Origin of the sequence: Ramlibacter sp. (genome assembly GCF_041916345.1) — a bacterium.
Taxonomy (GTDB): domain Bacteria; phylum Pseudomonadota; class Gammaproteobacteria; order Burkholderiales; family Burkholderiaceae_C; genus Ramlibacter.
Genome location: NZ_JAYRZR010000025.1, coordinates 1 through 24,228 on the forward strand (window position 1 = coordinate 1; position 24,228 = coordinate 24,228).

26 protein-coding genes and 1 pseudogene are annotated in these 24,228 nt (G+C 68.9%); 11 read left to right on the forward strand and 16 right to left on the reverse strand.

The features are described 5' to 3' along the window. The first annotated feature begins 1,976 nt into the window (after window positions 1-1,976). Window positions 1,977-2,222 carry a type II toxin-antitoxin system Phd/YefM family antitoxin gene (locus tag ACE3T5_RS08925; RefSeq protein ID WP_374666649.1) on the forward strand — a complete coding sequence of 82 codons (246 nt, stop codon included), beginning with the start codon at window positions 1,977-1,979 and terminating at the stop codon, window positions 2,220-2,222. After that, window positions 2,219-2,482: a Txe/YoeB family addiction module toxin gene (locus ACE3T5_RS08930; protein WP_374666651.1), complete on the forward strand. Its 264-nt coding sequence runs from the start codon at window positions 2,219-2,221 to the stop codon at window positions 2,480-2,482. The genes ACE3T5_RS08925 and ACE3T5_RS08930 overlap by 4 nt, the downstream gene beginning before the upstream one ends. A 674-nt stretch (window positions 2,483-3,156) precedes the next feature. On the opposite strand, the pseudogene ACE3T5_RS08935 reads toward ACE3T5_RS08930, so the two are convergent. Together ACE3T5_RS08935 and ACE3T5_RS08940 are read right to left on the reverse strand one after the other, a co-directional pair. Next, window positions 3,157-3,300: pseudogene (locus ACE3T5_RS08935) on the reverse strand (type II toxin-antitoxin system RelE/ParE family toxin); the annotation flags it as partial. Window positions 3,301-3,442: 142 nt separating this feature from the next. Next, window positions 3,443-3,655, reverse strand: coding sequence for an addiction module protein (locus ACE3T5_RS08940; protein WP_374666653.1), 213 nt, complete (start codon window positions 3,653-3,655; stop codon window positions 3,443-3,445). Window positions 3,656-3,900: 245 nt separating this feature from the next. Here ACE3T5_RS08940 and ACE3T5_RS08945 point away from each other — a divergent pair, with 245 nt between their 5' ends. Next, window positions 3,901-4,260, forward strand: a complete 360-nt coding sequence (locus ACE3T5_RS08945; protein ID WP_374666655.1) for a hypothetical protein — start codon at window positions 3,901-3,903, stop codon at window positions 4,258-4,260. Between the two features lie 96 nt (window positions 4,261-4,356). Here ACE3T5_RS08945 and ACE3T5_RS08950 read toward each other — a convergent pair whose 3' ends face one another. The 4 genes from ACE3T5_RS08950 to gpmA all read right to left on the reverse strand — a co-directional run bounded on the left by ACE3T5_RS08950 (window position 4,357) and on the right by gpmA (window position 7,781). Further along, complete coding sequence (locus tag ACE3T5_RS08950; RefSeq protein WP_374666657.1) at window positions 4,357-5,109, reverse strand: ThiF family adenylyltransferase; 753 nt, start codon at window positions 5,107-5,109, stop codon at window positions 4,357-4,359. An 88-nt stretch (window positions 5,110-5,197) separates the two neighbouring features. After that, window positions 5,198-6,640 (reverse strand): S41 family peptidase, encoded by a 1,443-nt coding sequence (locus ACE3T5_RS08955; protein ID WP_374666659.1) that lies wholly within the window; start codon window positions 6,638-6,640, stop codon window positions 5,198-5,200. A 122-nt stretch (window positions 6,641-6,762) separates the two neighbouring features. Further along, window positions 6,763-6,924: a hypothetical protein gene (locus ACE3T5_RS08960; RefSeq protein ID WP_374666661.1), complete on the reverse strand. Its 162-nt coding sequence runs from the start codon at window positions 6,922-6,924 to the stop codon at window positions 6,763-6,765. 113 nt (window positions 6,925-7,037) lie between these two features. After that, window positions 7,038-7,781 carry a 2,3-diphosphoglycerate-dependent phosphoglycerate mutase gene (gene gpmA, locus ACE3T5_RS08965; RefSeq protein WP_374666663.1) on the reverse strand — a complete coding sequence of 248 codons (744 nt, stop codon included), beginning with the start codon at window positions 7,779-7,781 and terminating at the stop codon, window positions 7,038-7,040. 94 nt (window positions 7,782-7,875) lie between these two features. On the opposite strand from gpmA, the gene ACE3T5_RS08970 reads away from it, so the two are divergent. The 4 genes from ACE3T5_RS08970 (at window position 7,876) to ACE3T5_RS08985 (ending at window position 10,183) form a co-directional block, all read left to right on the forward strand. After that, entirely contained in the window at window positions 7,876-8,283 is a 408-nt protein-coding gene (locus ACE3T5_RS08970; protein WP_374666665.1) for a rhodanese-like domain-containing protein, read from the forward strand. A 2-nt stretch (window positions 8,284-8,285) separates the two neighbouring features. After that, complete coding sequence (grxC, locus tag ACE3T5_RS08975) at window positions 8,286-8,549, forward strand: glutaredoxin 3 (protein ID WP_374666667.1); 264 nt, start codon at window positions 8,286-8,288, stop codon at window positions 8,547-8,549. 121 nt (window positions 8,550-8,670) lie between these two features. Next, on the forward strand, window positions 8,671-9,138 hold the full coding sequence (secB, locus tag ACE3T5_RS08980; RefSeq protein ID WP_374666669.1) for a protein-export chaperone SecB: 468 nt from the start codon (window positions 8,671-8,673) through the stop codon (window positions 9,136-9,138). Window positions 9,139-9,175: 37 nt separating this feature from the next. Then, window positions 9,176-10,183 (forward strand): NAD(P)H-dependent glycerol-3-phosphate dehydrogenase, encoded by a 1,008-nt coding sequence (locus ACE3T5_RS08985; RefSeq protein WP_374666671.1) that lies wholly within the window; start codon window positions 9,176-9,178, stop codon window positions 10,181-10,183. 11 nt (window positions 10,184-10,194) lie between these two features. Here ACE3T5_RS08985 and ACE3T5_RS08990 read toward each other — a convergent pair whose 3' ends face one another. After that, window positions 10,195-10,515, reverse strand: a complete 321-nt coding sequence (locus ACE3T5_RS08990) for a thioredoxin family protein (protein ID WP_374666673.1) — start codon at window positions 10,513-10,515, stop codon at window positions 10,195-10,197. A 62-nt stretch (window positions 10,516-10,577) separates the two neighbouring features. Between ACE3T5_RS08990 and nadC the strand changes: the two genes are divergently transcribed. Beyond that, the gene (nadC, locus tag ACE3T5_RS08995) at window positions 10,578-11,441 is read left to right on the forward strand and encodes a carboxylating nicotinate-nucleotide diphosphorylase (RefSeq protein ID WP_374666675.1); all 864 of its coding nucleotides are present in this window, start codon (window positions 10,578-10,580) and stop codon (window positions 11,439-11,441) included. Continuing rightward, complete coding sequence (gene nadA, locus ACE3T5_RS09000; protein ID WP_374666677.1) at window positions 11,441-12,559, forward strand: quinolinate synthase NadA; 1,119 nt, start codon at window positions 11,441-11,443, stop codon at window positions 12,557-12,559. The genes nadC and nadA overlap by 1 nt, the downstream gene beginning before the upstream one ends. Before the next feature lie 11 nt (window positions 12,560-12,570). Here the strand turns inward: nadA and ACE3T5_RS09005 are convergent, their stop codons facing one another. The 7 genes from ACE3T5_RS09005 to ACE3T5_RS09035 all read right to left on the reverse strand — a co-directional run bounded on the left by ACE3T5_RS09005 (window position 12,571) and on the right by ACE3T5_RS09035 (window position 18,881). Next, entirely contained in the window at window positions 12,571-13,284 is a 714-nt protein-coding gene (locus ACE3T5_RS09005; protein ID WP_374666679.1) for an aspartate/glutamate racemase family protein, read from the reverse strand. An 11-nt stretch (window positions 13,285-13,295) separates the two neighbouring features. Next, window positions 13,296-13,631, reverse strand: a complete 336-nt coding sequence (locus ACE3T5_RS09010; protein WP_374666681.1) for a ribosomal protein L7/L12 — start codon at window positions 13,629-13,631, stop codon at window positions 13,296-13,298. Between the two features lie 22 nt (window positions 13,632-13,653). Beyond that, window positions 13,654-15,279 (reverse strand): L-aspartate oxidase, encoded by a 1,626-nt coding sequence (gene nadB / locus ACE3T5_RS09015; RefSeq protein ID WP_374666683.1) that lies wholly within the window; start codon window positions 15,277-15,279, stop codon window positions 13,654-13,656. Window positions 15,280-15,307: 28 nt separating this feature from the next. After that, on the reverse strand, window positions 15,308-16,105 hold the full coding sequence (locus tag ACE3T5_RS09020; protein ID WP_374666739.1) for a ScpA family protein: 798 nt from the start codon (window positions 16,103-16,105) through the stop codon (window positions 15,308-15,310). Window positions 16,106-16,185: 80 nt separating this feature from the next. After that, the gene (locus ACE3T5_RS09025; protein WP_374666685.1) at window positions 16,186-16,413 is read right to left on the reverse strand and encodes a DUF3460 family protein; all 228 of its coding nucleotides are present in this window, start codon (window positions 16,411-16,413) and stop codon (window positions 16,186-16,188) included. Window positions 16,414-16,434: 21 nt separating this feature from the next. Then, window positions 16,435-18,096, reverse strand: coding sequence for a SulP family inorganic anion transporter (locus tag ACE3T5_RS09030; RefSeq protein WP_374666687.1), 1,662 nt, complete (start codon window positions 18,094-18,096; stop codon window positions 16,435-16,437). Between the two features lie 23 nt (window positions 18,097-18,119). Then, window positions 18,120-18,881 (reverse strand): YoaK family protein, encoded by a 762-nt coding sequence (locus tag ACE3T5_RS09035; RefSeq protein WP_374666689.1) that lies wholly within the window; start codon window positions 18,879-18,881, stop codon window positions 18,120-18,122. Between the two features lie 95 nt (window positions 18,882-18,976). Between ACE3T5_RS09035 and ACE3T5_RS09040 the strand changes: the two genes are divergently transcribed. Next, window positions 18,977-20,761: a 7TM diverse intracellular signaling domain-containing protein gene (locus tag ACE3T5_RS09040; protein ID WP_374666691.1), complete on the forward strand. Its 1,785-nt coding sequence runs from the start codon at window positions 18,977-18,979 to the stop codon at window positions 20,759-20,761. Between the two features lie 15 nt (window positions 20,762-20,776). Here ACE3T5_RS09040 and ACE3T5_RS09045 read toward each other — a convergent pair whose 3' ends face one another. Beyond that, on the reverse strand, window positions 20,777-20,992 hold the full coding sequence (locus ACE3T5_RS09045) for a hypothetical protein (RefSeq protein ID WP_374666693.1): 216 nt from the start codon (window positions 20,990-20,992) through the stop codon (window positions 20,777-20,779). Next, window positions 20,992-23,082: a methionine--tRNA ligase gene (gene metG, locus ACE3T5_RS09050; protein WP_374666695.1), complete on the reverse strand. Its 2,091-nt coding sequence runs from the start codon at window positions 23,080-23,082 to the stop codon at window positions 20,992-20,994. The genes ACE3T5_RS09045 and metG overlap by 1 nt, the downstream gene beginning before the upstream one ends. A 55-nt stretch (window positions 23,083-23,137) precedes the next feature. Between metG and apbC the strand changes: the two genes are divergently transcribed. After that, on the forward strand, window positions 23,138-24,226 hold the full coding sequence (gene apbC / locus ACE3T5_RS09055) for an iron-sulfur cluster carrier protein ApbC (protein WP_374666697.1): 1,089 nt from the start codon (window positions 23,138-23,140) through the stop codon (window positions 24,224-24,226). The last annotated feature ends 2 nt before the right edge of the window (window positions 24,227-24,228 follow it).

A 24,228-nucleotide genomic window follows, 5' to 3' on the forward strand; every position in this document is an offset into this window, starting at 1 on the left:
TTCGCCCGGTCTGCGCTGCCGCAGCGTGCCGGTTACCGCCATCGTTATGGCGCACGGGAACCAGGCTGCCGTTGGCGAAAGCCGGGGTCAGCGCAAGGCTGGCAGCAGTTACGGCCTTGCGGTGTAGCGAAGGTGGCGCGCCCAGGATCTCTTGGTAAAGCTGCAGGCGGCGGCGAATGTCAGTTGGTCCTCTGCCGCTTCGCCGGTCGGGTTGTACGCTCCGGGAGGGTTGGTCGGTGAACTGGCAACGGACCGTGTTTGGCACTCTGCCGTGGTCAGTACCCTCGGAGCCGTGCCGCGCCTGGTTCGCGGTCGTTTCGTCGGCAAGACTGCCCGGGCGCTCTGGCGCTTCCTCGTTGCTTGGTAGCGCTTGCCATAACTGGTTGGTCAACCGGACCCGCTGCGGCAGGGCACACCGGGCGACCATTTCATTGTCCGCCCGGTGCGCCCTGCCGCAGCGTGCCGGTTACCGCCATCGTTAGCCCTACGCATGAAGACACGCCGCTCGCCACAGGAGAAGAAGTCCTTGAGCTACGCGAAGGACGGAAGAAATGCATTTGCGGAATCGCGGAGCACGAGTCGAAAGGCGATCGCGCAACGAAAGGCGGAGGCTCATCGCGCGCTGAGGCGAGCAGAATCAGTAGACACTGCCAGGATCAGCAGATCTCTGGAAGAAGTCGAGTCCATTGGGTTACGTACGGGCCGTCGATCGTGGCGCAAGAATCCTGATGCACCCTTAGCTGAGTATGTTGATCGCACGCTTTCGCGTCGTGCCGGGAATGGAATGAATCAAGGTGAAGAACCTAGCCGTCTCATCCTGCGCGGAAAGAGGTCGGCACGTCCGCGCCGTGTCGTATACAAGGGCACGTTGCACGGAGGCAGCGATGGCTAACCCGCAAGTCGACACGGACGCCCAAGGGCGTCCGCTCAGTCGCTACGCTCCCTGCGCACCTTCCCTCGGTCGCCGGTCACAAGCACGTTATGGCGCACGGGAACCAGGGTGCCGTTGGCAAAAGCCGGGGTCAGCGCAAGGCTGGCAGCCGTTACGGCCTTGCGGTGTAGCGAAGGTGGCGCGCCTGGGATCGCTTGGCAAAGCTGCAGGCTCCGGCGGAAGGCGGCTGGTCCTCGGCCGCTTCGCCGGTAGGTTTGTGCGCTCCGGGGGAGTTGGTCGGTGAGCTGGCAACGGACCGTGTTTGGCGCTCAACCGTGGTCAGTACCCTCGGAGCCGTGCCGCGCCTGGTCCTCGAACGTTTCGTCGGCAACTTTTCCCAGGCGTTCTGGCGTCTCGTCCTTGTTGTGGGGCGCTTGCCATAACTGGTTGGTCAACCGGACCTGCTACGGCAGCGCAGACCGGGCAGTCATTTCATTCTTGACCCGGTCTGCGCTGCCGCAGCAGGCCGGTTACCGCCAACGTTATGCCGTGCAATCGAGACCTCGCCGCGCATCTGGCCGTGAAGGCATCGTCGGGCCTCATGCGTTTCGGCAGTTCGACGCCGGGCATCGCATGCCGCTGCGCGGAGGGCTTGTAGATTTCGTGTGCGCTGTCTCCTTCAATCTGGCCGCACATGGCACATATTCAATGTCCAAGTCAGAGTCTCTGCGCACCCTGGTCTCGCCCGCCTGTGCGGCGCTGCCTTGGCCACCGGGCAGGAACTTGAACTCCTGCAACAGCAAGCGTGCGGTTTCGGCTTCGGCTTCGACTGCAGCTGCAGGTGAAGGGCATTGGTGTCTGGCGGTTCTGGCACTGGGCAGCCGTAGCTTCGGTCGACGTCCAGCTGTTCGTTCTGAGCCGTGCGCCCGGCATAACAAGTTGGTCAACCGGACCTGCTACGGCAAGGCACACCGGGCCGCCATTTCATTCTTGGCCCGGTGCGCCTTGCCGCAGCAGTCCGGTTACCGCCATCGTTATCCCTCACGAGCCAGTGCGGCTTGACACGCGTACGTTAAAGCGTACCATGTCAACGCTTGGAGGTTCCATGACAAATCCGGTCACGGCAAGTGAGGCGCGGGCCAATCTGTACAGATTGATCGACGAAGCGAACGACTCGCATCGTCCGATCGTTATCGCGGGGAAGCGCAGTAGCGCTGTTCTTGTAGCGGCGGAGGACTGGGACGCCATTCAAGAAACCCTGTATCTGCTCTCGGTTCCCGGCATGAGGGAGTCCATAAAGAAGGGAATGGCTGAGCCACTGAAGGGCAGCGCCAGAGAGGTTAAGTGGTGACATGGCAAGTTGTCTACGCCAAGCATGCGCTTAAAGACGCAAAGAAGCTCTCTGCCGCTGGCTTGAGGGAGAAGGCGCAAGTGATATTGGATGTGCTGGCGAATGACCCGTTTCAGAATCCGCCAGCTTTCGAGAGGCTGGTCGGAGATTTGGAAGGCGCGTACTCTCGTCGAATCAACATTCAGCACCGCATCGTGTACGAAGTCTTCAAGATGGAGCGCACAGTACGCGTGCTGCGCATGTGGACTCACTATGAGTGAGGTGAGGGATAACAAGTTGGTCAACCGGACACGCTGCGGCAGCGTGCCGGTTACCGCCATCGTTAGACCGCAGGGGCTGCTTTGAGAGACGGATTCCCCGGATACATGCAAGTCAACGGCCTGCAGTGCGCCGACACGGTCGAGATCTTCTCAACTGGTACAAGCCTTCACTTCCGTCCGGGAAACAGGCCCAGCCTGTTTAGGCGTAGCATTGATGTGAGTCCTATGGCTGCAAATCGATTGGTGACTGACGTTGAGAGAATGCGATCTGGTTTCTCAGAAACCGTACGAGGGAATCAGATTGGCACGTGCTCGGAAGGACCGCTTGGGCACCCCGGTGACGGTGAGTTTGTTGTTTGGCCAATCTTGGAGTTCACGATCTCTGCGAGGTATACCTACCAACAACTGACCTTGGGTCTCTCGGGGCGTACTGGTGTAGGTAACGAGGTCCACCGAGGAGAAGTCGTGAATGCGCAGTATGGTGAACAGTTGCAGCCCTGGAGTTTCCAGCTGGAGATACGACTACCGAGGGAGGTAATCGCCGATGTACTGCGATTGGAGTCGCACGACAAGTTCAGCCTCTATGAAAAGCTGGAACATTGCCGGGATGCAGCCTAACCAGCAAGTCGCCGGTTACACGCACGGTATCCCGCGGGTGCAGACCCGCAGCCATCTCAGCGGTTGTGCCAGCAGCCAGGCCGTCTACGTTGATGCGCAACCGCCAAGACAGTCACTCGCTGGCCCAACACTTCGTACATCACGGTGTAGGGGCATCGCTTCAAGTGGTAGTGGCGAAAACCGTCTTCGTCTCCTGGCCAGGCTTTGCCGTGGTGGCGAGCCCGCCTATCGCAACAAGGAGTTCAGCTCTGAATGCATTGGCTACGAGCGGGCTTCGTTCGAGGTACCAGTGAAAAGCTTCCCGCGCCTCCGCCTCAGGCAGAACCTCCAGGTCGAAGGCATTCACAGGGAGTTCAGGCGCTGCCGTACTTCGGACCAAGGGGCAGCTTGTACTTGGCCGGCACGCAACTCCGCGCGGCGCTTGTTGACCTCGGCTCGCCAAAGGTCCGAGATCGTGGTCTCGTCAGCACTTTCCAGGCTGTCGAGCAACGCCACAGCCAGTGCCGAGCGCTCTTCGGCCGGGAGGCTGAGAACTTCGTCCAGCAGATGGTCCACGCGGGCACTCATGAAGGCCAGTCATGCGCTGGCCAACTCTCGCGTGGAGGGGCCTCGGGATGACAAGTCAATCGACACGGACACACATCTGCTACGCCTGCGGCGCGCTGGTTCGCGCCGGTCGCCTTCACGTTATTCGCCGTTGTCATCGAGAAGGCCGATTCGAACTGCTCGGCGTACGTGCCTGGCCTGCCTGGGTCAGGTTGAGTACGTCGACGTAGGCCTGTGTCAATAGGTGGCGGAAGATGCCTGACTTCACCAAGCCCGAGCGCCGCGTTCTTCGCGAGATCGCCGGCGGTGTGTACGAGGCGGAAGCAGGGAAGCTGCTGGCGAGACTGGAAGCCAAGTTTCGGGCGTGGCGCGAGGGCGGCATCGGGGCTGCGGACCTCATTGGAGAGATCCATCAGTTCCACCAGCACGATTCACGAGAGCTCTGGTCTGCTTATCGGTTCCTGAGGGAAGCAGACATCGTTGCCCGCGGCGTCGCTATGGGATTCATTCCGGAAGATCGTGTGCCCGGTGAACTCCTCGTCAAGCTGATGCCGATGATCTCCTTCTACAGAGGCGGCCCAGACGAATCGGCAGTGGAGGAGGACGCTGGGTAGCGGTCGTTCTTGCGTGAGGCGTGGGTGGGCAACGGGCTGCGGTTCATTGACCGATGGGGGGATTGCCGTGCCGCGAGCGGGCTGGGCGTTGGACGCTCATCGCCCGCTGCCGCAAACGACGCACGCGTCATCCCTGCTCACACGCACTTCCGTCCACTCCATGTACCTCGCATCCAGCATCAGCAGCCGCCCCGCGAGCGAGCTGCCGACGCCGGCCAGCAGGCGCAGGGCTTCGGCGGCCTGGGTGGTGCCGATGATGCCCACCAGCGGGGCGAACACGCCCAGGGTGGCGCAGCGGGTTTCCTCCAGCGCGGCGTCGGGCGGGAACACGCAGGCGTAGCAGGGTGAGTCGACCTGGCGTGAGTCGAAGACGGTCACCTGGCCATCGAAGCGGATCGCTGCGCCGGAGACGAGTGGTCTGCCGTGCTGCACGCAGGCGCGGTTCACCGCGTGCCGGGTGGCGAAGTTGTCCGTGCAGTCGATGACAACGTCCGCCTCGGGGACGAGCTGGTCGAGCAGCGCGGGATCCGCCCGCGCGACGACGGGTTGCACGATCACCTCGGGGTTCATGGCGGCCACAGCCTCGCGGGCCGATTCGGCCTTGGGATGGCCGATGCGCGCGAGGTTGTGGGCGATCTGGCGCTGCAGGTTGGTGACGTCCACCACGTCGGGGTCGACGAGGGTGATGCGGCCCACGCCCGCGGTGCCGAGGTAGAGCGCCACGGGCGAGCCCAGCCCGCCGGCGCCGATGACGAGTACGCGGCCGTCCAGCAGGCGCTTCTGCCCGTCGATGCCGATCTCCTCCAGGAGCAGGTGGCGCGAGTAGCGCAGGAGCTGGTCGTCGGTCATGGCGGCATTGTGCCCGCCAGTCGTGCAAAGGCCGGCGCTGTGGCCGGCCTGGCAGGGGCGAGGGTGCCAGGGGACCCCGGCAGCCGGATCAGTTCTGCGCCTTCTTCTCGTCCTTGGCCTCGATCACCTGGGTCTTGCTGACCATGACCGGGCGGCCCTTGAGGTGATTGAGAGCCTGGGCGAGCTGGAAGTCCTTGTCGCTGCCGTACTCGGGCGGCACGCGCCGCTCGGACGGGGCCTTGCGGGCTTCTTCCTCCACGCGCTTGCGGGCTTCCTCGCGCGCCTTCTCGCGCGCGGGGTCCTTGGTCTCGGGACCCTGGCCGGAGGCGAGGTGCTTGTCGAGATCGGCCTCGCGGGTGCGCAGCGCGGCGAAGATGTTGCCCTCTTCGGATTCGTCCACCAGCACATCGGGGACGATGCCCTTGGCCTGGATGGAACGGCCGCTGGGCGTGTAGTAGCGGGCCGTGGTGAGCTTCAGGCCCGTGTCGGGGCCGAGCGGGCGCACCGTCTGCACCGAGCCCTTGCCGAAGGTCTGGCTGCCCAGCACCATGGCGCGCTTGTGGTCCTGCAGGGCGCCGGCGACGATCTCGCTGGCGGAGGCGGAGCCTTCGTTCACCAGCACCACCAGCGGCACCGACTTCAACTGCGGGGGCAGGCGGCGCAGCGGATCGGCGCCGCGGCGCACGTAGAAGTCTGGAGAGGCCTTGTAGGTGTACTTGCTCTCGGCGAGCTGGCCGTTGGTGGAGACGACCACCACGTCCGCCGGCAGGAAGGCGGCGGAGACGGCCACCGCGGCATCCAGCAGGCCGCCCGGGTCGTTGCGCAGGTCGAGCACCAGGCCCTTGAGGTTGGGTTCGGCCTTGTACAGCTCCTCCATCTTGCGCACGAAGTCATCGACGGTGCGCTCCTGGAACTGCGACAGGCGGATCCAGCCGTAGCCCGGCTCGACGATGCGGCCCTTGACCGAGACGGTCTTGATCTCCTCGCGGGTGATCGTCACCGGGAAGGTGCGGTTCTCGTCCTTGCGGTAGATCGTGAGCATCACCTTGGTGTTGGCCTCGCCGCGCATGCGCTTGACGGCTTCGTTCAGCGTGAGGCCCTTGACGGCGGTATCGTCGATCTTGGTGATCAGGTCCCCGCTCTTCAGGCCGGCGCGGTGCGCGGGCGACCCCTCGATGGGCGACACGACCTTGACGAGGCCGTCCTCATGCGAGATCTCGATGCCCACGCCGACGAAGCGGCCGGTGGTGCCCTCGCGGAATTCCTTGAAGGACTTCTTGTCGAAGTACTGCGAGTGCGGGTCCAGGCTGGACACCATGCCGGAGATGGCGTCGCTGATCAGCTTGCGTTCGTCGACTGGCTCGACATAGTCGGTCTTGACCATGCTGAACACCGCCGCGAGCTGCTGCAGTTCTTCCAGCGGCAGGGGCGCGAGCGAACCCCGCGCCACGGTCTGCAGCGACACGGTGGTCAAGGCGCCGGCCAGGGCGCCGACGGAGATCCAGCCGGCGATCTTCAGTTTGTGGCTCATGGGAAATGCGGGTCCTTCACGGGGGCAATATACACCTGCCCTCCCTGCTCTGACGCGCGGAAAGCCCCAGGGTTCCCCACCTTCGCGCCGCCTGCCGTGACGGCCTGCACGCAGACGGTGGTTCAGCGCCCGTGGGCCGGGCCGGCGCCGGCCTGGCTGAGGGTGGTCGCCGGGTTCAGGTCGGGCGCGGATGGCGTCGGCAGCCAGCCGGACACGCCGATCAGGACACCGGCCAGGTAGGCCGACAGGGCATGGACGATCAGCGACGACGGGACGAAAGACATGGGACACCTCCTGTGGCCGAATGTTCGGCGGCACAGGGGGCGCCCGCGATGGGCGATGGCGTACTGGCCTTCATCCAATTCCCTAGGCAAAGGCCCGATCGGCCACAGGGGCTTTAGCGCTTACCCTGGTTCGCCACGGCGGCCGCGGCGCGCGCCGCCGCCTCCGCGTCGCCCAGGTAGTAGCGGCGGATCGGCTTCAGGTTCGCGTCCAGCTCGTAGACAAGCGGGATGCCGTTGGGGATGTTGAGGCCCACGATGTCGGCGTCGGCGATGCCGTCCAGGTACTTCACCAGCGCGCGGATGGAGTTGCCGTGCGCCGCCACCAGCACGCGCTGGCCCGAGCGGATGGCCGGGGCCATCTTCTCCTCCCAGTAGGGCAGCACCCGGGCCACGGTGTCCTTCAGGCATTCCGTCAGCGGCACGGCGCCGTCTGGCAGACCGGCATAGCGGCGGTCGGCGCGCTCGCTGCGGGGGTCGCCCGGCTCCAGTGCCGGCGGCGGCGTGTCGTAGCTGCGGCGCCAGACCAGCACCTGGTCCTCACCGTACTGGCGCGCCATGTCGGCCTTGTTCAGGCCCTGCAGGGCGCCGTAGTGGCGCTCGTTCAGGCGCCAGGAGTGTTCCACCGGCAGCCAGGTGCGGTCCATCTCGTCCAGTACGTGCCACAGGGTGCGGGTGGCGCGCTTGAGCACCGAGGTGAAGCACAGGTCGAAGTCCCAGCCCTCGGCCTTGAGCAGCCGGCCGGACTGGATGGCCTGTTCCAGGCCGGTGGGGGTGAGGTCCACGTCGGTCCAGCCGGTGAACCGGTTTTCCAGGTTCCAGGTCGATTCGCCGTGGCGGATGAGAACGAGCTTGTGCATGGGGCGGCTGCCGGTGAGGGGAAACCCGCCATTCTAGAATCGCGGGTTGCGGTGCCTGGAGCCGGCCGCACTCAATCGAAAGTAGGCAGACACAATGAAGTTCCTGGTCGACAACTGGATGCTGATCCTGGTCGCGTTCGCTTCGGGCGCCATGCTCGTCTGGCCGGCCGTCAACCGCGGCGGCCGCTCTGGCGTCAGCGCCAACGGCGCCGTGATGCTGATGAACCGCGAGAAGGCGCAGGTGGTGGACGTGTGCGAGGTGGACGAATTCGCCCAGGGCCACATCGTGGGCGCGCGCAACATTCCCCTGGGCCAGCTCGAGCAGCGGCTGCCCGAGGTGGTGAAGAACAAGACCGTGCCGCTGATCCTGGTGTGCGCCTCCGGCGCCCGGGCCGGGCGCGCCGTGGCCAGCGCCAAAGCCCTGGGCTACGACAAGGCTGTCGTGCTGGCGGGCGGCATGACCGCCTGGAAAGAGGCTAACCTGCCGGTCGAGAAGGCCTGAGCATGCAACCCGTCAAGATGTACACCACGGCCGTGTGCCCCTATTGCATCCGTGCCAAGCAGCTCCTGAAGGCCCGTGGGGTCGACGCGATCGAGGAGATCCGCATCGACATGGACCCGCAGGAGCGCGCCCGCATGATGGCGGTGACCGGCCGCCGCACCGTGCCGCAGATCTTCATCGGCGACACCCACGTGGGTGGCTGCGATGACCTGGTCGCGCTCGACGGCCGCGGCGGCCTGATGCCGCTGCTGCAGGGCGCGGCCTGACTCGCACCCCCGGGGCCGGCGCCTGCCGGCCTGAGATAATCCCCGGCTGACCGAAGCTGCGCCCGCCGCGAGCGTTTTCCCCGGCGGGCTTTTTCATTCCGACCCGAAAGGCAGAGCCGCCATGGCCGACAACCAAGATCCCGTCTTCCAGATCCAGCGCGTGTACATGAAGGAGGCCTCGCTGGAGCAGCCGAATTCGCCCGCCATCCTGCTGGAGCAGGAGCAGCCCACGGTGGACATCCAGCTGGGCGTGGAGGCGCAGCAGGTCGCCGACGGCATCTTCGAATCGTGCGTGTCCGCCACCGTCACCACCAAGATCAAGGACCGCACCGTGTTCCTGGTCGAGGTGAAGCAGGCCGGCATCTTCGAGATCCGCAATATCCCGCAGGACCAGATGCAGGCCATCATGGGCATCGCCTGCCCGCAGATCGTCTACCCGTACCTGCGCGGCAACGTGGCCGACATCGTCACCCGCGCCGGCTTCCCGCCGGTGCACCTGGCCGAGCTGAACTTCCAGGCCATGTACGAGCAGCAGCAGGCCGAGCAGCTGCAGCAGGCCGAGCCCTCGCCCATCATCACCTCGGCCTGAAGCCGCGGCCCGTGTCGCGGGCGCGGCGCCCCTGGCCATGAAGATCCTCGTGCTCGGCGCGGGCGCGTGGGGCACGGCGCTGGCGATCAGCGCCGCGCCGCGCCACGCGGTGACGCTGTGGGCGCGCGACGCCGCCCAGGCGGCCGACCTGGCCGCGCGGCGCGAGAACGCCCGCTACCTGCCCGGTGCGCCCTTGCCGCCCGCGCTGGTGGCCAGCGGCGCCCCGTTGTCTGATGTGCCTGCGCTGGCCGCTGCCCATGACCTGGTGATCGTGGCCACGCCGATGTCCGGCCTGCGCGGCCTGCTGGGCGTGCTGGCTGGCTGCGCCGTGCCGGTGGCCTGGCTGTGCAAGGGCTTCGAGGCAGCCGGCGCTGGCGGTGCCGGCGGGCAGCTGGGCCACGAGATCTGCGCCGAAGTCGCGCCCGCGCTGGCCGCCGGCGTGCTGAGCGGTCCGAGCTTCGCGCAGGAGGTGGCGGCCGGCCGGCCTACGGCCCTGGTCGCCGCGAGCGAATCGCCCGCCGTGCGGCAGGCGCTGGTCGAGGCTTTCCACGGGCCGGCCATGCGCATCTATGCCAACGACGACGTGGCGGGCGTGGAGGTGGGCGGCGCCGTGAAGAACGTGCTGGCCATCGCCACCGGGCTGTGCGACGGTCTGGCGCTCGGCCTGAACGCCCGCGCGGCGCTCATCACCCGCGGCCTCGCCGAGATCACGCGCCTGGGCCTCGCCCTGGGCGCACGCGCCGAGACCTTCATGGGCCTCTCCGGCCTGGGCGACCTGGTCCTCACCGCCACCGGCGACCTCAGCCGCAACCGCCGCGTGGGCCTGTTGCTGGCCGAAGGCCGCACGCTGGCGCAGGCCGTGGCCTCGCTCGGCCACGTGGCCGAGGGCGTGTATTGCGCCCGCACGGTGGCCCAGCGGGCGCATCACCTGGGCGTGGAGATGCCGATCACCCAGGCGGTGGTGGCGTTGCTGGACGGCCGGCTGCGACCCGCGGACGCGGTGGCGGCCCTGATGGCGCGCGACCCGGCTGTCGAGGCCGAGTAGGGCGGCGCCGCTCAGGCGCCGATCCGCGCCAGCAGCGCGCGCACGTCGTCACTGCCGCCGGGGCGTGTCACGCGGCCGATCTCCCGGCCATCCTTCAGCAGCACCAGCGTGGGCCACAGCTTCACGCCGAAGCTGCGCCCCAGCGGCCGGCCGGGGCCGTCCTCTGCCTTGATGTGGCGCACCTCGGGGTGGGCGGCCAGCGCCTCCCGGATCAGCGGCTCGGCGCGCGCGCACCAGCCGCACCAGTTGGTGCCGAAGTCCAGCACCACCGCGCCCGGCAGCGCGTCCACCTCGGCGCGCGCGGGTTGCGATTCCTCGTAGGGTCGGGTCATGCGCCGATTGTGGCGTCGATCGTGCGCCGGCGCCTGCCGGGGCGAGCGGCTATGCTTGCCGCATGACAGCCTTGTTCGACTTCTCGTCCGCCGCCGTGGCGGACCTGGCGCGTGCCGACGTGGCCCGCGCCCTGGCCGAGGACGTGGGCGACGGTGACCTCACCGCCGGCCTCGTGGACCCGACGCGCCGCGCCCGCGCGCTGGTGATCGCCCGTGAGGCGGCCGTCGTGTGCGGCGGCCCGTGGGTGGTGGCGGCCGTGCGCCAGATGGACCCGCAGGCGACCTTGACGTGGGCGGTGCCCGAGGGCCGGCGCTGCACCCTGGGCCAGCCGGTGCTGGAGATCCGCGGCTCGGCGCGGGCCATTCTCACGGCGGAGCGCACGGCCCTCAACTTCCTGCAGCTGCTGTCCGCGGTGGCCACCAAGACGGCCACCTACGTCGAGGCGGTCAAGGGCACGCGCGCGCAGATCGTGGACACGCGCAAGACCCTGCCCGGCCTGCGTCTGGCGCAGAAGTACGCGGTGCGCACCGGCGGCGGCACGAACCACCGCATCGGCCTGTACGACGCCGTGCTGATCAAGGAGAACCACATCGCCGCGGCGGGCGGCGTCACGCCGGTGCTGAAGGCCGCTGCCGAAGTGGCGGCGCAGGCGAGCTTCATCGAGATCGAGGTCGAGACGCTGGCGCAGCTCGAAGAGGCTCTGGCCGCCGGCGCGAAGATGGTGCTGCTGGACAACATGGACGTGCCCACGCTGCGCGAGGCGGTGCGCCTCAATGCCGGGCGCGCCGTGCTGGAGATCTCAGGTGGCGTCACGCTGGAGCGCCTGCGCGAGCTGGCCGAGACGGGCGTGGACCGCATTTCCATCGGCACCCTCACCAAGGACGTGAAGGCGACCGACTACTCGATGCGCTTCAAGGAGGAATGATGGCCGCCGTGATCCCGCTGAAGGAAGTCGAATACGAACACCCCGTGGGCGGCAGCGTCTGCGATACGAAGCATGCCTGGGCCCGCGTGCCGCCGGAGCCCTCGCCCGCCGAGCGGGCTGCGCTGAAGGAGAAGATCCGCCGTCTGCTGAAGGCGCAGGACGCGGTGATGGTCTCGCACTACTACGTGCACCCCGACCTGCAGGACCTGGCCGAGGAGACGGGTGGCATCGTCAGCGACTCGCTGGAGATGGCGCGCTTCGGCCGCGACCACCCGGCGCGCACGCTGGTGGTTTCGGGCGTGAAGTTCATGGGCGAGACGGCGAAGATCCTCTCGCCCGAGAAGCGCGTGCTCATGCCCGACCTGGACGCCAACTGCTCGCTCGATCTCGGCTGCCCCGCTGACGAGTTCGACGCCTTCTGCCGGCAGCACCCGGACCGCACGGTCGTCGTCTATGCCAACACCAGTGCGGCGGTGAAGGCCCGGTCGGACTGGCTGGTCACATCGTCCTGCGCGCTGGACATCGTGCGCGCGCTCAAGGACAAGGGCCACAAGATCCTGTGGGCGCCGGACCGCCACCTGGGCGGCTACATCCAGCGCCAGACCGGCGCCGACATGGTGTTCTGGAACGGCTCGTGCATCGTGCACGACGAGTTCAAGGCCTTCGAGCTGGCGGACCTGATGAAGCAGCACCCGGGCGCCAAGGTGCTGGTGCACCCCGAGTCGCCGGCCGACGTGGTGGCGCTGGCCGATGCGGTGGGCTCCACCTCGGGCATCCTGAAGGCTGCGCGCGAGATGGACGCGCGCGAGTTCATCGTCGCCACCGACAACGGCATGATGCACAAGCTGCGCACGCAGAACCCGGGCAAGGTGTTCATCGAGGCGCCGACGGCGGGCAACAGCGCCACCTGCAAGAGCTGCGCACATTGCCCCTGGATGGCCATGAACGGCCTGGCGGACGTGGCGCGCGTGCTGGAGACGGGGGCCAACGAGATCCATGTCGATGCGGCCCTGGGCCAACGGGCCCGCGTGCCCATCGACCGCATGCTGGCCTTCACCGCGGCGCTGAAGAGCGGCCAGCCGGCGGGCGCGCTGGTGCCCCACATCGGCGCGGCCTGAGGCGCGCCGCCTCAGCGCGACGCTTCCAACCCCAGGGCCCGCCGCAGCGCCGCTCGTGCCAGCAGCCGCGTCGAATCGAGCGTGGGCAGCGGCGAGTTGCCGTCGTCCAGCACCAGCGGCAGTTCGGTGCAGCCCAGCACCACGCCGTCACAGCCGCTGGCCTGCAGGTCGCCGATCACGCGCTGCAGGAAGGCGGTGCTCTGCGGGCGCGGCCGCGCGGGCACCAGTTCGTCCATGATGATGCGGCCGATCTCGCCGCGCTGGCTGGCCGCTGGCAGCATGCAGCCGATGCCCAGGGCCTGCAGGGCGCGGGGATAGACCGTGCTGGCCATCAGCCAGGTGGTGCCCAGCACGCCCAGCCGCCGCAGGCCGCGCCGGCGCGCCTCTACCGCCACCACCTGGGCGATGTGCAGCCAGGGCAGGGGCGAGTGGGCCTCCACGAGGTCGAACGCCTGGTGGATCGTGTTGTCCGGGCAGATCAGGAAGTCTGCGCCGGCGGCCTGCAGGCGGTCGGCCGACTCGAGCATCAGGGCCGCGACACTTGCCAGGTCGTCCCGCTCCAGGGCCTGCACGTAGTCGGCCAGGCTGGGGGTGTGCAGGGAGACCGGTGGGTGCGCGTGCGTGCCCATCAGGCCCGGGCCTTCGGCGCAGAGGGTGCGAAAGCACAGCGCCGCGCCCTCGGCGGAGCACCCGACGATGCCGATGTGCAGCGGCTGCTGGCGCACGGGCGGGCGTCTCAGGCGCGGCCGGCCAGGAAGCCCAGCACGGCCGCCACCACCACCGCGACCACAACCCACAGCGCCGTGCGCTGGACGCGGGGCTGCTCACCCGGGGACAGCGGCGCGGGGGCCGTGCCGCTGGAGCCGGCCTGCACCGTCTCGGACCATGCGGCCGTGACCTTCTCGCGCGCGGCCGTCACCGCCGGCTGGCGCGCCAGTGCCTCCACCAGATCCTTGGCTTCGGCCAGGCCCAGGCCCGTGTCGTGCCGCACCAGCTTGATGGCCTCGATCTTGTTGCCGCGCGCCAGCGCGGCGGCGACTTCCGGGGAGGGGCGGTAGCCAGGGATGCTCATGGCGGCACTGTAGACAAATTCCTTACGCCGTTGCAACCCCTGGACGGGGGATGGGCGGCGGCGGTGTCAGCACGGTGGGCAGTGCCTCGGGCGCCATGGCCGGGTAGTCGCGGCTGAAGTGCAGGCCGCGGCTTTCGTGCCGCGCCTGGGCCGAGCGCACGATCAGCTCGGCCACCGTCACCAGGTTGCGCAGCTCCAGCAGATCGCGCGTGACGTGGAAGGCGCTGTAGAACTCCTGGATCTCCTGCTGCAGCAGGCGGATGCGGTGCGAGGCGCGCTCCAGCCGCTTGTTGGTGCGCACGATGCCCACGTAGTCCCACATGAAGCGGCGCAGCTCGTCCCAGTTGTGCGAGATCACGACCGATTCGTCCGCATCGGTCACGCGGCTGTCGTCCCAGGGCGGTACCGCCGGCGGCACGGGCTGCGCGGTGGCCAGGATGTCCAGGCTGGCCGAGCGCGCGAACACCATGCATTCCACCAGCGAGTTGCTGGCGAGCCGGTTGGCGCCGTGCAGGCCGGTGTAGGCGGTCTCGCCGATGGCGTGCAGGCCGGCCAGGTCGGTGCGGCCCTGCAGGTCGGTGTGGATGCCGCCGCAGGTGTAGTGGGCCGCCGGCACCACGGGGATCGGCTCCTTCGTGATGTCGATGCCCAGCTCCAGGCAGCGCGCGTGGATGTTGGGAAAGTGCTCGCGCACGAAGGCCGGCGGCTGGTGCGAGATGTCCAGCAGCACGCAGTCGAGGCCGTGCTTCTTCATCTCGAAGTCGATCGCGCGGGCCACCACGTCGCGCGGCGCCAGTTCCAGGCGCGGGTCATGCTGGGGCATGAAGCGGGTGCCACCGGCCGATGGCGGCAGCAGCAGCCGCCCGCCTTCGCCGCGCACGGCCTCGGTGATGAGGAAGTTCTTGACGTGCGGGTGGTACAGGCAGGTCGGGTGGAACTGGATGAACTCCATGTTCGTCACCCGGCAGCCGGCGCGCCACGCGGCCGCGATGCCGTCACCGGTGGCGGTGTCGGGGTTGGTGGTGTACAGGTACACCTTGCCGGCGCCGCCGGTGGCCAGCACGGTGTGCGGTGCGCGGAAGGTGACCACCTGGTCGGTGGCCTCGTCCAGCGCGTACAGGCCCAGGCAGCGGTTGGGGCCGGGCAGGCCCAGCTTGGCCGAGGCGATCAGGTCGACCAGAACATGGTGCTCCAGCACCGTGATGTTGGGTGTGGCACGAACGCGCTCGATCAGGGTGCGCTGCACCGCGGCGCCGGTGGCGTCGGTCACGTGCACGATGCGTCGCGCGCTGTGCCCGCCCTCGCGCGTGAGATGCAGCTGGCCGTCCTCCTCCGAGAAGGGCACGCCCAGCGAGCGCAGCCAGGTCACGCTCTCGGGCGCGTGCTCCACCACGAAGCGGGTAGCGGCCGGGTCGGACAGCCCCGCGCCGGCGACCAGGGTGTCGTCCACGTGGGCGTCGAAGCTGTCCGTTCGGTCCATCACCGCGGCGATGCCGCCCTGCGCCCAGCCGCTGGAGCCGTCGCTCATGACGCGCTTGGTCAGCACCGCCACGCGGTGGGTGGGGGCGAGGTGCAGCGCCGCGGACAGGCCGGCGAGGCCGCTGCCGACGATCAGCACGTCGAAGTCACGGGGCGTGGAGGGGCTCAAGGCAGGATCCGGGAGAAGGGGGCGCGTCTCAGGCGGGCTGGTAGGCGAGGCGCACGTAGATGGGGGCGTAGGCCTCGGCCTGCGTGATCTCGATCAGGTTCTCCTTCGCCAGCTCCAGCGTGGCGATGAAGGTGACGATGAGCACCGGCGCGCCGCGCGAGGCGTCGAACAGGTGCTCGAACTCCACGAAGCGCCGTCCCTGCAGCTGGCGCAGTACCAGGCTCATGTGCTCGCGCACCGAGAGCTCCTCGCGGGTGATGCGGTGGTGCTGCACGAGCTTCGCGCGGCGCAGGATGTCGCGCCAGGCCTCCTGCAGGTCGGCCACGTGCACGTCGGGAAAGCGCGGCGCCAGCGCCTGTTCGATGTAGACCTGCGCGCGCAGCACGTCGCGGCCGACCTGCGGCAGCTCGTTCAGGCGCGCCGCGGCGAGCTTCATCTGCTCGTATTCCAGCAGGCGGCGCACCAGCTCGGCCCGCGGGTCCTCCGCCTCCTCGCCTTCGGCCGTCTTGCGCGGCGGCAGCAGCATGCGCGACTTGATCTCGATCAGCATCGCGGCCATGAGCAGGTATTCGGCCGCCAGCTCCAGGTTGCGCGACCGGATCTCGTCGACGTAGGCGAGGTACTGGCGCGTGACCGCCGCCATCGGGATGTCGAGGATGTTGAAGTTCTGCTTGCGGATCAGGTACAGCAGCAGGTCCAGCGGGCCCTCGAAGGCCTCCAGGAACACCTCCAGCGCGTCGGGCGGGATGTACAGGTCCTGCGGCATGGCGAACAGCGGTTCGCCGTACAGGCGCGCCAGCGCGACCTGGTCCACCACGTCGGGCATGCCGGGCACCGCCGGCGCGTCCGGGGGCGGCAGCACGGAATCGGCGGGATCCAAGGCGATGCTCGGCGGCGGGCGCGGCTTCAGCGGGCGCGGCGCGGATCGTCGCCGTACACGTAGGGCTTCTGCGGCACGCGGGCCTGCTTCCAGGCCTCCAGGGCCTCGCGATCGAGCTGGCGGTCCCACAGCAAGGCACGGCCGGCGCGCTGCTGGGCTTCCAGCTCAGGCTGCGTCGACTTCAGCTGCTCGATGAACTGGGTGACCTCGGACTGGTAGTCGGGGCGGCGGAAGATGCGAAGCAGCTTGGACATGGTGAGGCGGATTTTATTCGTTCACACCGCCACCTCGGGCGACTGCAGGTTGCGGCGCAGTTCCTCGCCGAAACCCGCGCGCTCGATCACCTCGCTCGGCTGCGCCTGCAGGTTCTCGATGTGCAGCGTGCCCTCGCGCAGCAGCACCACCTTGTGCAGCTGGCGCAGCGAGTCCAGGCCCGAGGTATCCAGGTGCACGAGCTGCAGCGCGTCGAGCACCACCACCGGCCGCGGCGGGCCGTTCTCCACCGCCTGCACCACCTGGTCGATGCGCGAGACGGCGCCGAAGAACAGCGAGCCGTACAGCCGGAACAGCAGCATCGCGCCCTCCTGTTTCACCAGCTCCACCCGGAACAGCGAGCTCATCTTCTGGATGAACAGCAGGCAGGCGGCGACCAGGCCCACCTCCACCGCCACGGTGAGGTCGAACACCACCGTCAGCACGAAAGTGCCGACCATCAGCAGCCGGTAGTGCGTGCTGTAGAGCCGCAGGTGCGTGAACTCGCGCCATTCGCCCATGTTCCAGGCCACGAACAGCAGGATGCCGGCCAGCACCGCCAGCGGCACGTGCAGGGCCAGCGGGGCCGCCAGCAGGACCACCAGCGCCAGCGTCACGGCATGGGTGATGCCGGCCACGGGCGAGCTGGCGCCGGCCCGCACGTTGGTCACGGTGCGGGCGATGGTGCCGGTGGCCGGCATGCCGCCGAAGAACGGCACCACGAAGTTGGCCACGCCCTGGGCCATCAGCTCCTGGTTGGGGTCGTGGCGGGGCAGGTTCGAGACCTGGTCGGCGACGCGCGCGCACAGCAGCGACTCGATCGCGCCCAGCAGGGCGATGGTGAGCGTGGGCGTCACGAGCTGCTTGACCGTCTCCCACGAGAACTCGGGCAGCTGGAAGGCGGGCACGCCCTGCGGGATGCTGCCGAAGCGGCTGCCGATGGTCTCCACCGGCAGCTTCAGCCACCAGGCGGCGAGCGACAGCGTGACCAGCGCCACGATGGGCGCCGGCACGCGCTTGTTCAGCCGCGCGGTGCCCTGCAGGCCAGGCAGGTCGATGGCGGCCTGGATCGGCGACTTCTCGCCCCACAGGCGCGGCCAGATGAACAGCCCCACGACGCACAGCACGCCGAGCGTGAAGGCGGCGGGGTTGAAGCTGCCGAGGTGCTGCACGATCACCTTGATCTGGGTGAAGAAGTCCGCCGGCATCTTGGGGATGGCCAGGCCCAGCCAGTCCTTGATCTGGCTCACCGCGATCAGCACCGCGATGCCGTTGGTGAAGCCGATCACGATGCTCACCGGAACGTATCGCACCAGCCGGCCGAGCTTGAGCAGGCCCATGGTGAAGAGCAGCACCCCGGCACAGGCCGTGGAGATGAGCAGGTTCGCCAGGCCATACCGCTCCACGATGCCGTACACGATGACGATGAAGGCCCCGGCCGGCCCGCCGATCTGCACGCTGGAGCCGCCCAGCAGGGCGATCAGCGCGCCGGCGATGATGGCCGTCCACAGCCCGGCCTCGGGCTTGAGGCCCGAGGCGATGGCAAACGCCATGGCCAGGGGCAGGGCGACGATGCCCACCGTGATGCCCGCCCCCACGTCACGCCCGAAGCGCTCGCGGTCGTAACCCCGCAGGTCATCGATCAGGCGGGGCCGAAAGGAAGGAAGGGACACCGGCGCAGGCATCGCGACCTATTGTGCACCCGTGGCTACGAGGTGCCGCGCCAGCCGGCGGCGCCCAGGCGCTCGCGCACGTCGCGCAGGAAAGGCCGCAGGCCCAGCACCCACAGTCCGAGTGCCAGCGGCACGGTGGACACGTAGCCCAGGTGCTTGAAGCCCAGCGCGCCGGCCAGCCCGCCCACGAGGAAGGCCGCCACCAGGCGACTGTGGATGCGCAGCCGCTGCCGGTTGGCCAGCACCGGGGCCTGGTCGATGTCGCGGTTCAGGTACAGAAGCTTGCCCAGCTCGATGCCGATGTCGGTGACCAGCCCGGTCACGTGCGTGGTGCGGATCTCGGCGCGCGAGATCTTGGTGATCACGGCGTTCTGCAGGCCCATGATGAAGCACAGCTGCAGCACCGTCAGGGGCACGAACAGCGGGGCGAAGAGCTGGATCGAGGCCCCGAAGACGCCGAACACCAGCAGCGCCACCGCCTCCAGGAACAGCGGCAGGCTGTAGGCGCTGTGCAGGCGCTGCCGCAAGCCCCAGTTCACCAGGAGGGCGGTGGTCATGGCGCCGCCGATGAACGCCAGCACGGCGCCGGCTGCCGCCACCGCGAGCGACACGTTGCCCAGCACCAGGTGGTCGGCGAAGGACGACACCTGCCCGGTCATGTGCGAGGTGTACTGGCCCACGGCGAGAAAGCCGCCGGCGTTGGCCGCGCCCGCCACGAAGGCGAGGAAGGTGCCCAGTCGCACGTTGGCCTGGTTGGTGCGTTCGACGTCGGTCCAGTTGCGGATGTAGGGGAGCATGCAGATGCAGCACTCGGCCGTGGGGCGGGACCATTCTAGGTGCCGCCTTGCGCCGACATGCATTCGCTGGCACGCATTTCCTGCAGAATCCATCCGTGGTCCATCCGGTCGCAGACCCACGCACCAACCCTGAAAGGGGCGCCGCGCGTTCGGGTGGGCGTCAGGCCCTGGGGCTGCTCGGCGCTGCGGCCTGGTGGGCCCGCAGGCTGCTGCTGTGCGCCTGCCTGCTGGTGACACTGGCGGCACAGGCCATGACCGGCACGGTGATCAGCGCCGGCCGCGGTGAGCTGACGCCGGAGGCGGCCTGGGCGCGCCTGGCCCGCGGCGAGGGCGAGCCCCACGGCATCGACCAGTTCCAGCCCGCCGGGCCGCGGCAGGAGCAGTGGTTCCTGCTCGACACCGGGCCGGGCGATCCGGCCGGGCGCCACCTGGTGCTGCCCTATGCCGGCCTGGACCTGGCGGAGCTGTACCTGCCGCAGGCCCTGGGGCAACCCGTCGCGCGGGCGGGTGACGCGATCGGCGTGCGCCGCTGGACGCTGCCCTACCTCTACCCCGTGCTGCCGCTGGGCGCGAACGGCGGCCGCGTGCTGCTGAAGGTGCGCAACACGCATCCGACCAGCTTCCCGTGGCGGCTGGAGACGGCGGCGCAGTTCGAGGCCGAGCGCAAGTGGGTGCTGCTGCTGCTCGGCGCCTACCAGGGGCTGGTCGCGCTCGTGCTGGTGCTGAGCGCCGTCAATGCCATCGCGCTGCGTGACGTGACCCACGCGGTCTATGCGGCCTATGTGCTGATGCTCGCGGCCGCACAGGCCTCGCTCACCGGCGTGGCGGGCTACTACTACTGGTCGGACCACCCGCAGTGGTCGGACCTCGCGGCCGTGGTGTTCCCGATGCTGGGCACCTCGCTGCTGGTCCTGTTCGTCTGGCTCGTGGTGCGGCCGCTGCCCTGGCGCTGGGTCGGCTGGCTGCTGGGCCTGCACGCGGCCACCGGCCTGCTGCTGGCCGCGATGTTCGTGCTGGTGGGGCGTGAGCCGACCTTCACGGCGGCCAATGCCTACTTCATCCTCACGTTCCCCCTGTGTCTGCCGCTGCTGGTCTGGTACGCGGTGCGGCGGTCGCCCGCGGGGTGGTGGATCACCGCCGGCCTGTCGGCCCTGCTGGCCGGCGCGCTGCTGCAGGCGCTGCGCAACGTGGGGGTGCTGCCCATGAGTCCGGCCACCCAGTACGGCTCGCAGATCGGCGCGGCGATCGAGATCCCGTTGCTGCTGATCGCGCTGTACCGGCGCAGCCGCGACCGCCGTGACCTGCTGGTGCGGCAGGCCGCCCTGGAAGACCGCGATCCGCTCACGGGGCTGGTGAACGACTTCTTCACCCGCCGCCAGGTGGGCCAGGCGATGCAGCGCGCGCGGGCGAGCCCTGGCCAGGTGGCGGTGCTGCGGCTCCGCGTGTCCAACCTGGGCGCCATCGCGCAGGAGTCGGGTCAGCAGGTGGCCAGCGCCGCGATGCTGCATGCGGCCAGTTGCGTGCGGCGCATCGCGGGCGAGGGCGACACGGTGGGCCGCCTGGCGGAAGGGGACTTCGTGGCGGTGCTCGAACATGCTGGCGGCGAAGGGCCCCTGCGGGCCGGGGCGGCGCACGTGCTGGCCCTCGGCCTGCGGCCCGAACCTCGGCTGGCGGGCCATGCCTTGAAGTTCCATGTGGCCTTCACGCTGGCCCCGGACGCCTGGGCCGACGCCGAGGCGCTGCTGGCGCAGTTGGAGTACCGGCTGGAGGCGATCGCACAGGCGCCGCAGCGGGCGATCCAGGAGCTGCGGCCGCCGAAGGCGCCGCCCGTGTCGGACGCGCCGGCCTCGCTGCCGCCCGGGGCGGACGCCGCCGGTTGAGGCGAGGCCGTCCGCCTACCGGTCGGTGGACTCTTCGTCGTCCTTCGTGGCGGCATCGGCGGCGGCGCCGACCGCGTTGCCGGTGAGCCGTGCCGCGCCCACCGCGGCATCAACCGCAAGCGAAGCCCCCGTGACCGCGACCGATGCGGCCGCACCCGCGATGGTGAGCACCGTGCACCCGCCCAGCGCGGCCAGGACGGCGCCGATGGCGAGCGCGCGGACGAGGCGCATCAGCGCACCCGCATGCCCGGCTGCGCGCCGGGCCAGGGCGTCAGCACGAAGATGCCAGGCTGTGCCTTCTCATCGCCGTGGCTGGCGGCGAGCACCATGCCCTCGCTCACGCCGAACTTCATCTTGCGCGGCGCCAGGTTGGCGACCATCACGGTGAGCTGGCCGATCAGATCCGCCGGCTGGTAGGCGGAGGCGATGCCGCTGAACACGTTGCGGTGCCGGCCCTCGCCCACATCCAGCGTCAGACGCAGCAGCTTGGTGGAGCCTTCGACCGCCTCGCAGTTCACGATTTTCGCAATGCGCAGGTCGATCTTCGTGAAGTCGTCGATGGTGATGCTGGCGGCGATGCCTTCGCCGCCCGGTTCACCCCCTCGCCCGCTTGCGGGAGAGGGCTGGGGTGAGGGCTGCCCGCCCGCCGCCGCCGGTGGCTCGAACAGCGCCTCCAGCTGCTTCGGGTCCACGCGCTGCATCAGGTGCTCGTACGCGCCCACCGCATGGCCGGCGCCCAGGGGCGTGGCGGCGTTGTCCCAATCGAGCGGGGCGCAGGCCAGGAAGCGCTCGGCCTGCGCCGCCAGGGCGGGCAGCACCGGCTTCAGGCACGCGGTGAGCACCTTGAAGGCTTCCAGGCACTGGCTGCCCACGGCGGCGGCCTGCTCGCCCTGGCCGGCCTTGGCCAGCTTCCACGGCGCAGCGGCGTCGAAGGCGGTGTTCACCCGGTCGGCGGCGGCCATGATCTCGCGCAGCGCCTTGGCGTAGTCGCGGTCTTCGTACAGCGTGCGCACGGCCTGCACCAGGGCCGCGGCATCCAGACCTTCCACCGGCGGGGCGGCCACCAGCCGGCCGCCTGGCACGAACTTCACGGCCCGGCTGGCGATGTTGACGTACTTGCCGATCAGGTCACTGTTCACGCGCGCCTGGAAGTCGTCGGCATTGAAGTCGACATCCTCGTTGCGGCCATTCAGCTTGGCGGCCAGGTAGTAGCGCAGCCACTCGGGGTTCATGCCCAGCGCCAGGTACTTCAGCGGGTCCAGGCCGGTGCCGCGGCTCTTGCTCATCTTCTCGCCGTTGTTCACGGTCAGGAAGCCGTGCACGAACACGTGGTTGGGCACCTTGCGGCCGCTGAAGTACAGCATGGCCGGCCAGAACAGCGTGTGGAAGGTGATGATGTCCTTGCCGATGAAGTGGACCTGCTCCACCTGCGGATCGGCGATGAACGTCTCGTACGAGCGCGGCTCGCCAGCGGCGGCCGCGCCGCCCTTGTCGAAGTAGTTCTTGAGCGAGGCCAGGTAGCCCACCGGCGCGTCGAGCCAGACGTAGAAGTACTTGCCCGGCGCGTCGGGGATCTCGATGCCGAAGTACGGCGCGTCGCGGCTGATATCCCAGTCGCCCAGCGCGGTCTGGCCGGCCTCGTCGGGCGTGAGCCACTCGCTGATCTTGTTCAGCACCTCCGGCTGCACCGCGCCGCTGGTCGTCCATTCGCGCAGGAAGGCGAGGCAGCGCGGATCCGACAGCTTGAAGAAGAAGTGCTCCGAGGTGCGCAGCACCGGCGTGGCGCCCGAGAGCGCCGAGTAGGGGTTGATCAGGTCGGTGGGGCTGTAGACCTTGCTGCAGACCTCGCAGTTGTCGCCGTACTGGTCCTTCGCATGGCAGTTCGGGCACTCGCCCTTGATGAAGCGGTCCGGCAGGAACATGTTCTTCTCGGGGTCGAAGAACTGCTCGATGGTCTTGCTGGCGATCAGGCCGTTGGCCTTGAGGTCGCGGTAGATCTGCTGCGCCAGCGCGTGGTTTTCCGGGCCGTCGGTGCTGTGCCAGTTGTCGAAGGCGATGTGGAAGCCGTCGAGGTATTCCTTGCGGCCGGCGGCGATGCCGGCCACGAACTGCTGCGGCGTCTGGCCGGCCTTCTCGGCCGCGATCATGATGGGCGCGCCATGCGCGTCGTCGGCGCAGACGAAATGCACCTGGCTGCCCTGCATGCGCTGGTGCCGCACCCAGATGTCGGCCTGGATGTACTCCATGATGTGGCCGATGTGGAAGCGCCCGTTGGCATAGGGCAGGGCGGTGGTGACGAAGAGCTTGCGCGGGGCGGACATGGGGGCTTTCCGGGGAGGACCGGCGATTTTAGTGGCGCTCGCTACACTGCCGCCCATGGCAACCCAGGAACAAGTGCTCGCCGCCCTCGCCGCGGTGAAGGACCCGAACACGGGCAAGGACTTCGTCAGCACCAAGGCCGTGAAGCAGCTTCAGGTCGACGGCGGCGAGGTGTCGTTCGAGATCGAGCTGGGCTATCCCGCCCGCAGCCAGGTGCCCGAGCTGCGGCGCGCGCTGGTGGCGGCCGCGCGCGGCGTGCCGGGCGTGGACAACGTTTCGGTGAATATCGTCACCCGCGTCATCCCGCACGCGGTGCAGCGCGGCGTGGCGCTGATGCCCAACGTGAAGAACATCATCGCCGTGGCATCAGGCAAGGGCGGCGTGGGCAAGAGCACCACCACCGCCAACCTGGCGCTGGCCCTTGCGGCCGAGGGCGCGCGGGTGGGCGTGCTGGACGCCGACATCTACGGCCCCAGCCAGCCCACCATGCTGGGCATCGCCCGCCGCCCCGAGAGCGAGGACGGCAAGACCATGGAGCCGCTGGAGAACCACGGCCTGCAGGTCATGTCCATCGGCTTCCTGGTCGACCCCGACGACGCCATGATCTGGCGCGGCCCCATGGCCACCCAGGCGCTGGAGCAGCTGCTGCGCCAGACCAACTGGCAGGAGCTGGACTACCTGCTGGTGGACATGCCGCCCGGCACCGGCGACATCCAGCTCACGCTGTCGCAGCGCGTGCCCATGACCGGTGCGGTGATCGTGACCACGCCGCAGGACATCGCGCTCATCGACGCTCGCAAGGCCGTGACCATGTTCGAGAAGGTGGGCGTGCCCATCCTCGGCCTGGTGGAGAACATGGCGGTGCACGTGTGCTCGAACTGCGGCCATGCCGAGCACATCTTCGGCGAAGGCGGCGGCCGTCGCTACGCGCAGGAACGCGGCATCGACTACCTGGGCGCGCTGCCGCTGGACATCCGCATCCGCCAGCAGGCCGACAGCGGCCAGCCCACGGTGGTGGCGGATCCGGATGGCGAGGCGGCCGGCATCTACAAGTCGGTCGCGCGGCAGGTGGCCATCAAGGTCGCCGCGCGCGCGAAGGACTTCTCCGCCAAGTTCCCGACCATCACGGTGTCGAAGAACACCTGAGC

Coding starts and splice junctions, on each gene's coding strand:
- ACE3T5_RS08925 (WP_374666649.1), top strand. CDS start 1,977: ATGACAAATCCGGTCACGGCAAGTGAGGCGCGGGCCAATCTGTACAGA.
- ACE3T5_RS08945 (WP_374666655.1), top strand. CDS start 3,901: ATGCCTGACTTCACCAAGCCCGAGCGCCGCGTTCTTCGCGAGATCGCC.
- ACE3T5_RS08950 (WP_374666657.1), bottom strand. CDS start 5,109: ATGACCGACGACCAGCTCCTGCGCTACTCGCGCCACCTGCTCCTGGAG.
- ACE3T5_RS08955 (WP_374666659.1), bottom strand. CDS start 6,640: ATGAGCCACAAACTGAAGATCGCCGGCTGGATCTCCGTCGGCGCCCTG.
- ACE3T5_RS08960 (WP_374666661.1), bottom strand. CDS start 6,924: ATGTCTTTCGTCCCGTCGTCGCTGATCGTCCATGCCCTGTCGGCCTAC.
- gpmA (WP_374666663.1), bottom strand. CDS start 7,781: ATGCACAAGCTCGTTCTCATCCGCCACGGCGAATCGACCTGGAACCTG.
- ACE3T5_RS08970 (WP_374666665.1), top strand. CDS start 7,876: ATGAAGTTCCTGGTCGACAACTGGATGCTGATCCTGGTCGCGTTCGCT.
- grxC (WP_374666667.1), top strand. CDS start 8,286: ATGCAACCCGTCAAGATGTACACCACGGCCGTGTGCCCCTATTGCATC.
- secB (WP_374666669.1), top strand. CDS start 8,671: ATGGCCGACAACCAAGATCCCGTCTTCCAGATCCAGCGCGTGTACATG.
- ACE3T5_RS08985 (WP_374666671.1), top strand. CDS start 9,176: ATGAAGATCCTCGTGCTCGGCGCGGGCGCGTGGGGCACGGCGCTGGCG.
- ACE3T5_RS08990 (WP_374666673.1), bottom strand. CDS start 10,515: ATGACCCGACCCTACGAGGAATCGCAACCCGCGCGCGCCGAGGTGGAC.
- nadC (WP_374666675.1), top strand. CDS start 10,578: ATGACAGCCTTGTTCGACTTCTCGTCCGCCGCCGTGGCGGACCTGGCG.
- nadA (WP_374666677.1), top strand. CDS start 11,441: ATGGCCGCCGTGATCCCGCTGAAGGAAGTCGAATACGAACACCCCGTG.
- ACE3T5_RS09010 (WP_374666681.1), bottom strand. CDS start 13,631: ATGAGCATCCCTGGCTACCGCCCCTCCCCGGAAGTCGCCGCCGCGCTG.
- ACE3T5_RS09020 (WP_374666739.1), bottom strand. CDS start 16,105: ATGCCCGACGTGGTGGACCAGGTCGCGCTGGCGCGCCTGTACGGCGAA.
- ACE3T5_RS09025 (WP_374666685.1), bottom strand. CDS start 16,413: ATGTCCAAGCTGCTTCGCATCTTCCGCCGCCCCGACTACCAGTCCGAG.
- ACE3T5_RS09030 (WP_374666687.1), bottom strand. CDS start 18,096: ATGCCTGCGCCGGTGTCCCTTCCTTCCTTTCGGCCCCGCCTGATCGAT.
- ACE3T5_RS09035 (WP_374666689.1), bottom strand. CDS start 18,881: ATGCTCCCCTACATCCGCAACTGGACCGACGTCGAACGCACCAACCAG.
- ACE3T5_RS09045 (WP_374666693.1), bottom strand. CDS start 20,992: ATGCGCCTCGTCCGCGCGCTCGCCATCGGCGCCGTCCTGGCCGCGCTG.
- metG (WP_374666695.1), bottom strand. CDS start 23,082: ATGTCCGCCCCGCGCAAGCTCTTCGTCACCACCGCCCTGCCCTATGCC.
- apbC (WP_374666697.1), top strand. CDS start 23,138: ATGGCAACCCAGGAACAAGTGCTCGCCGCCCTCGCCGCGGTGAAGGAC.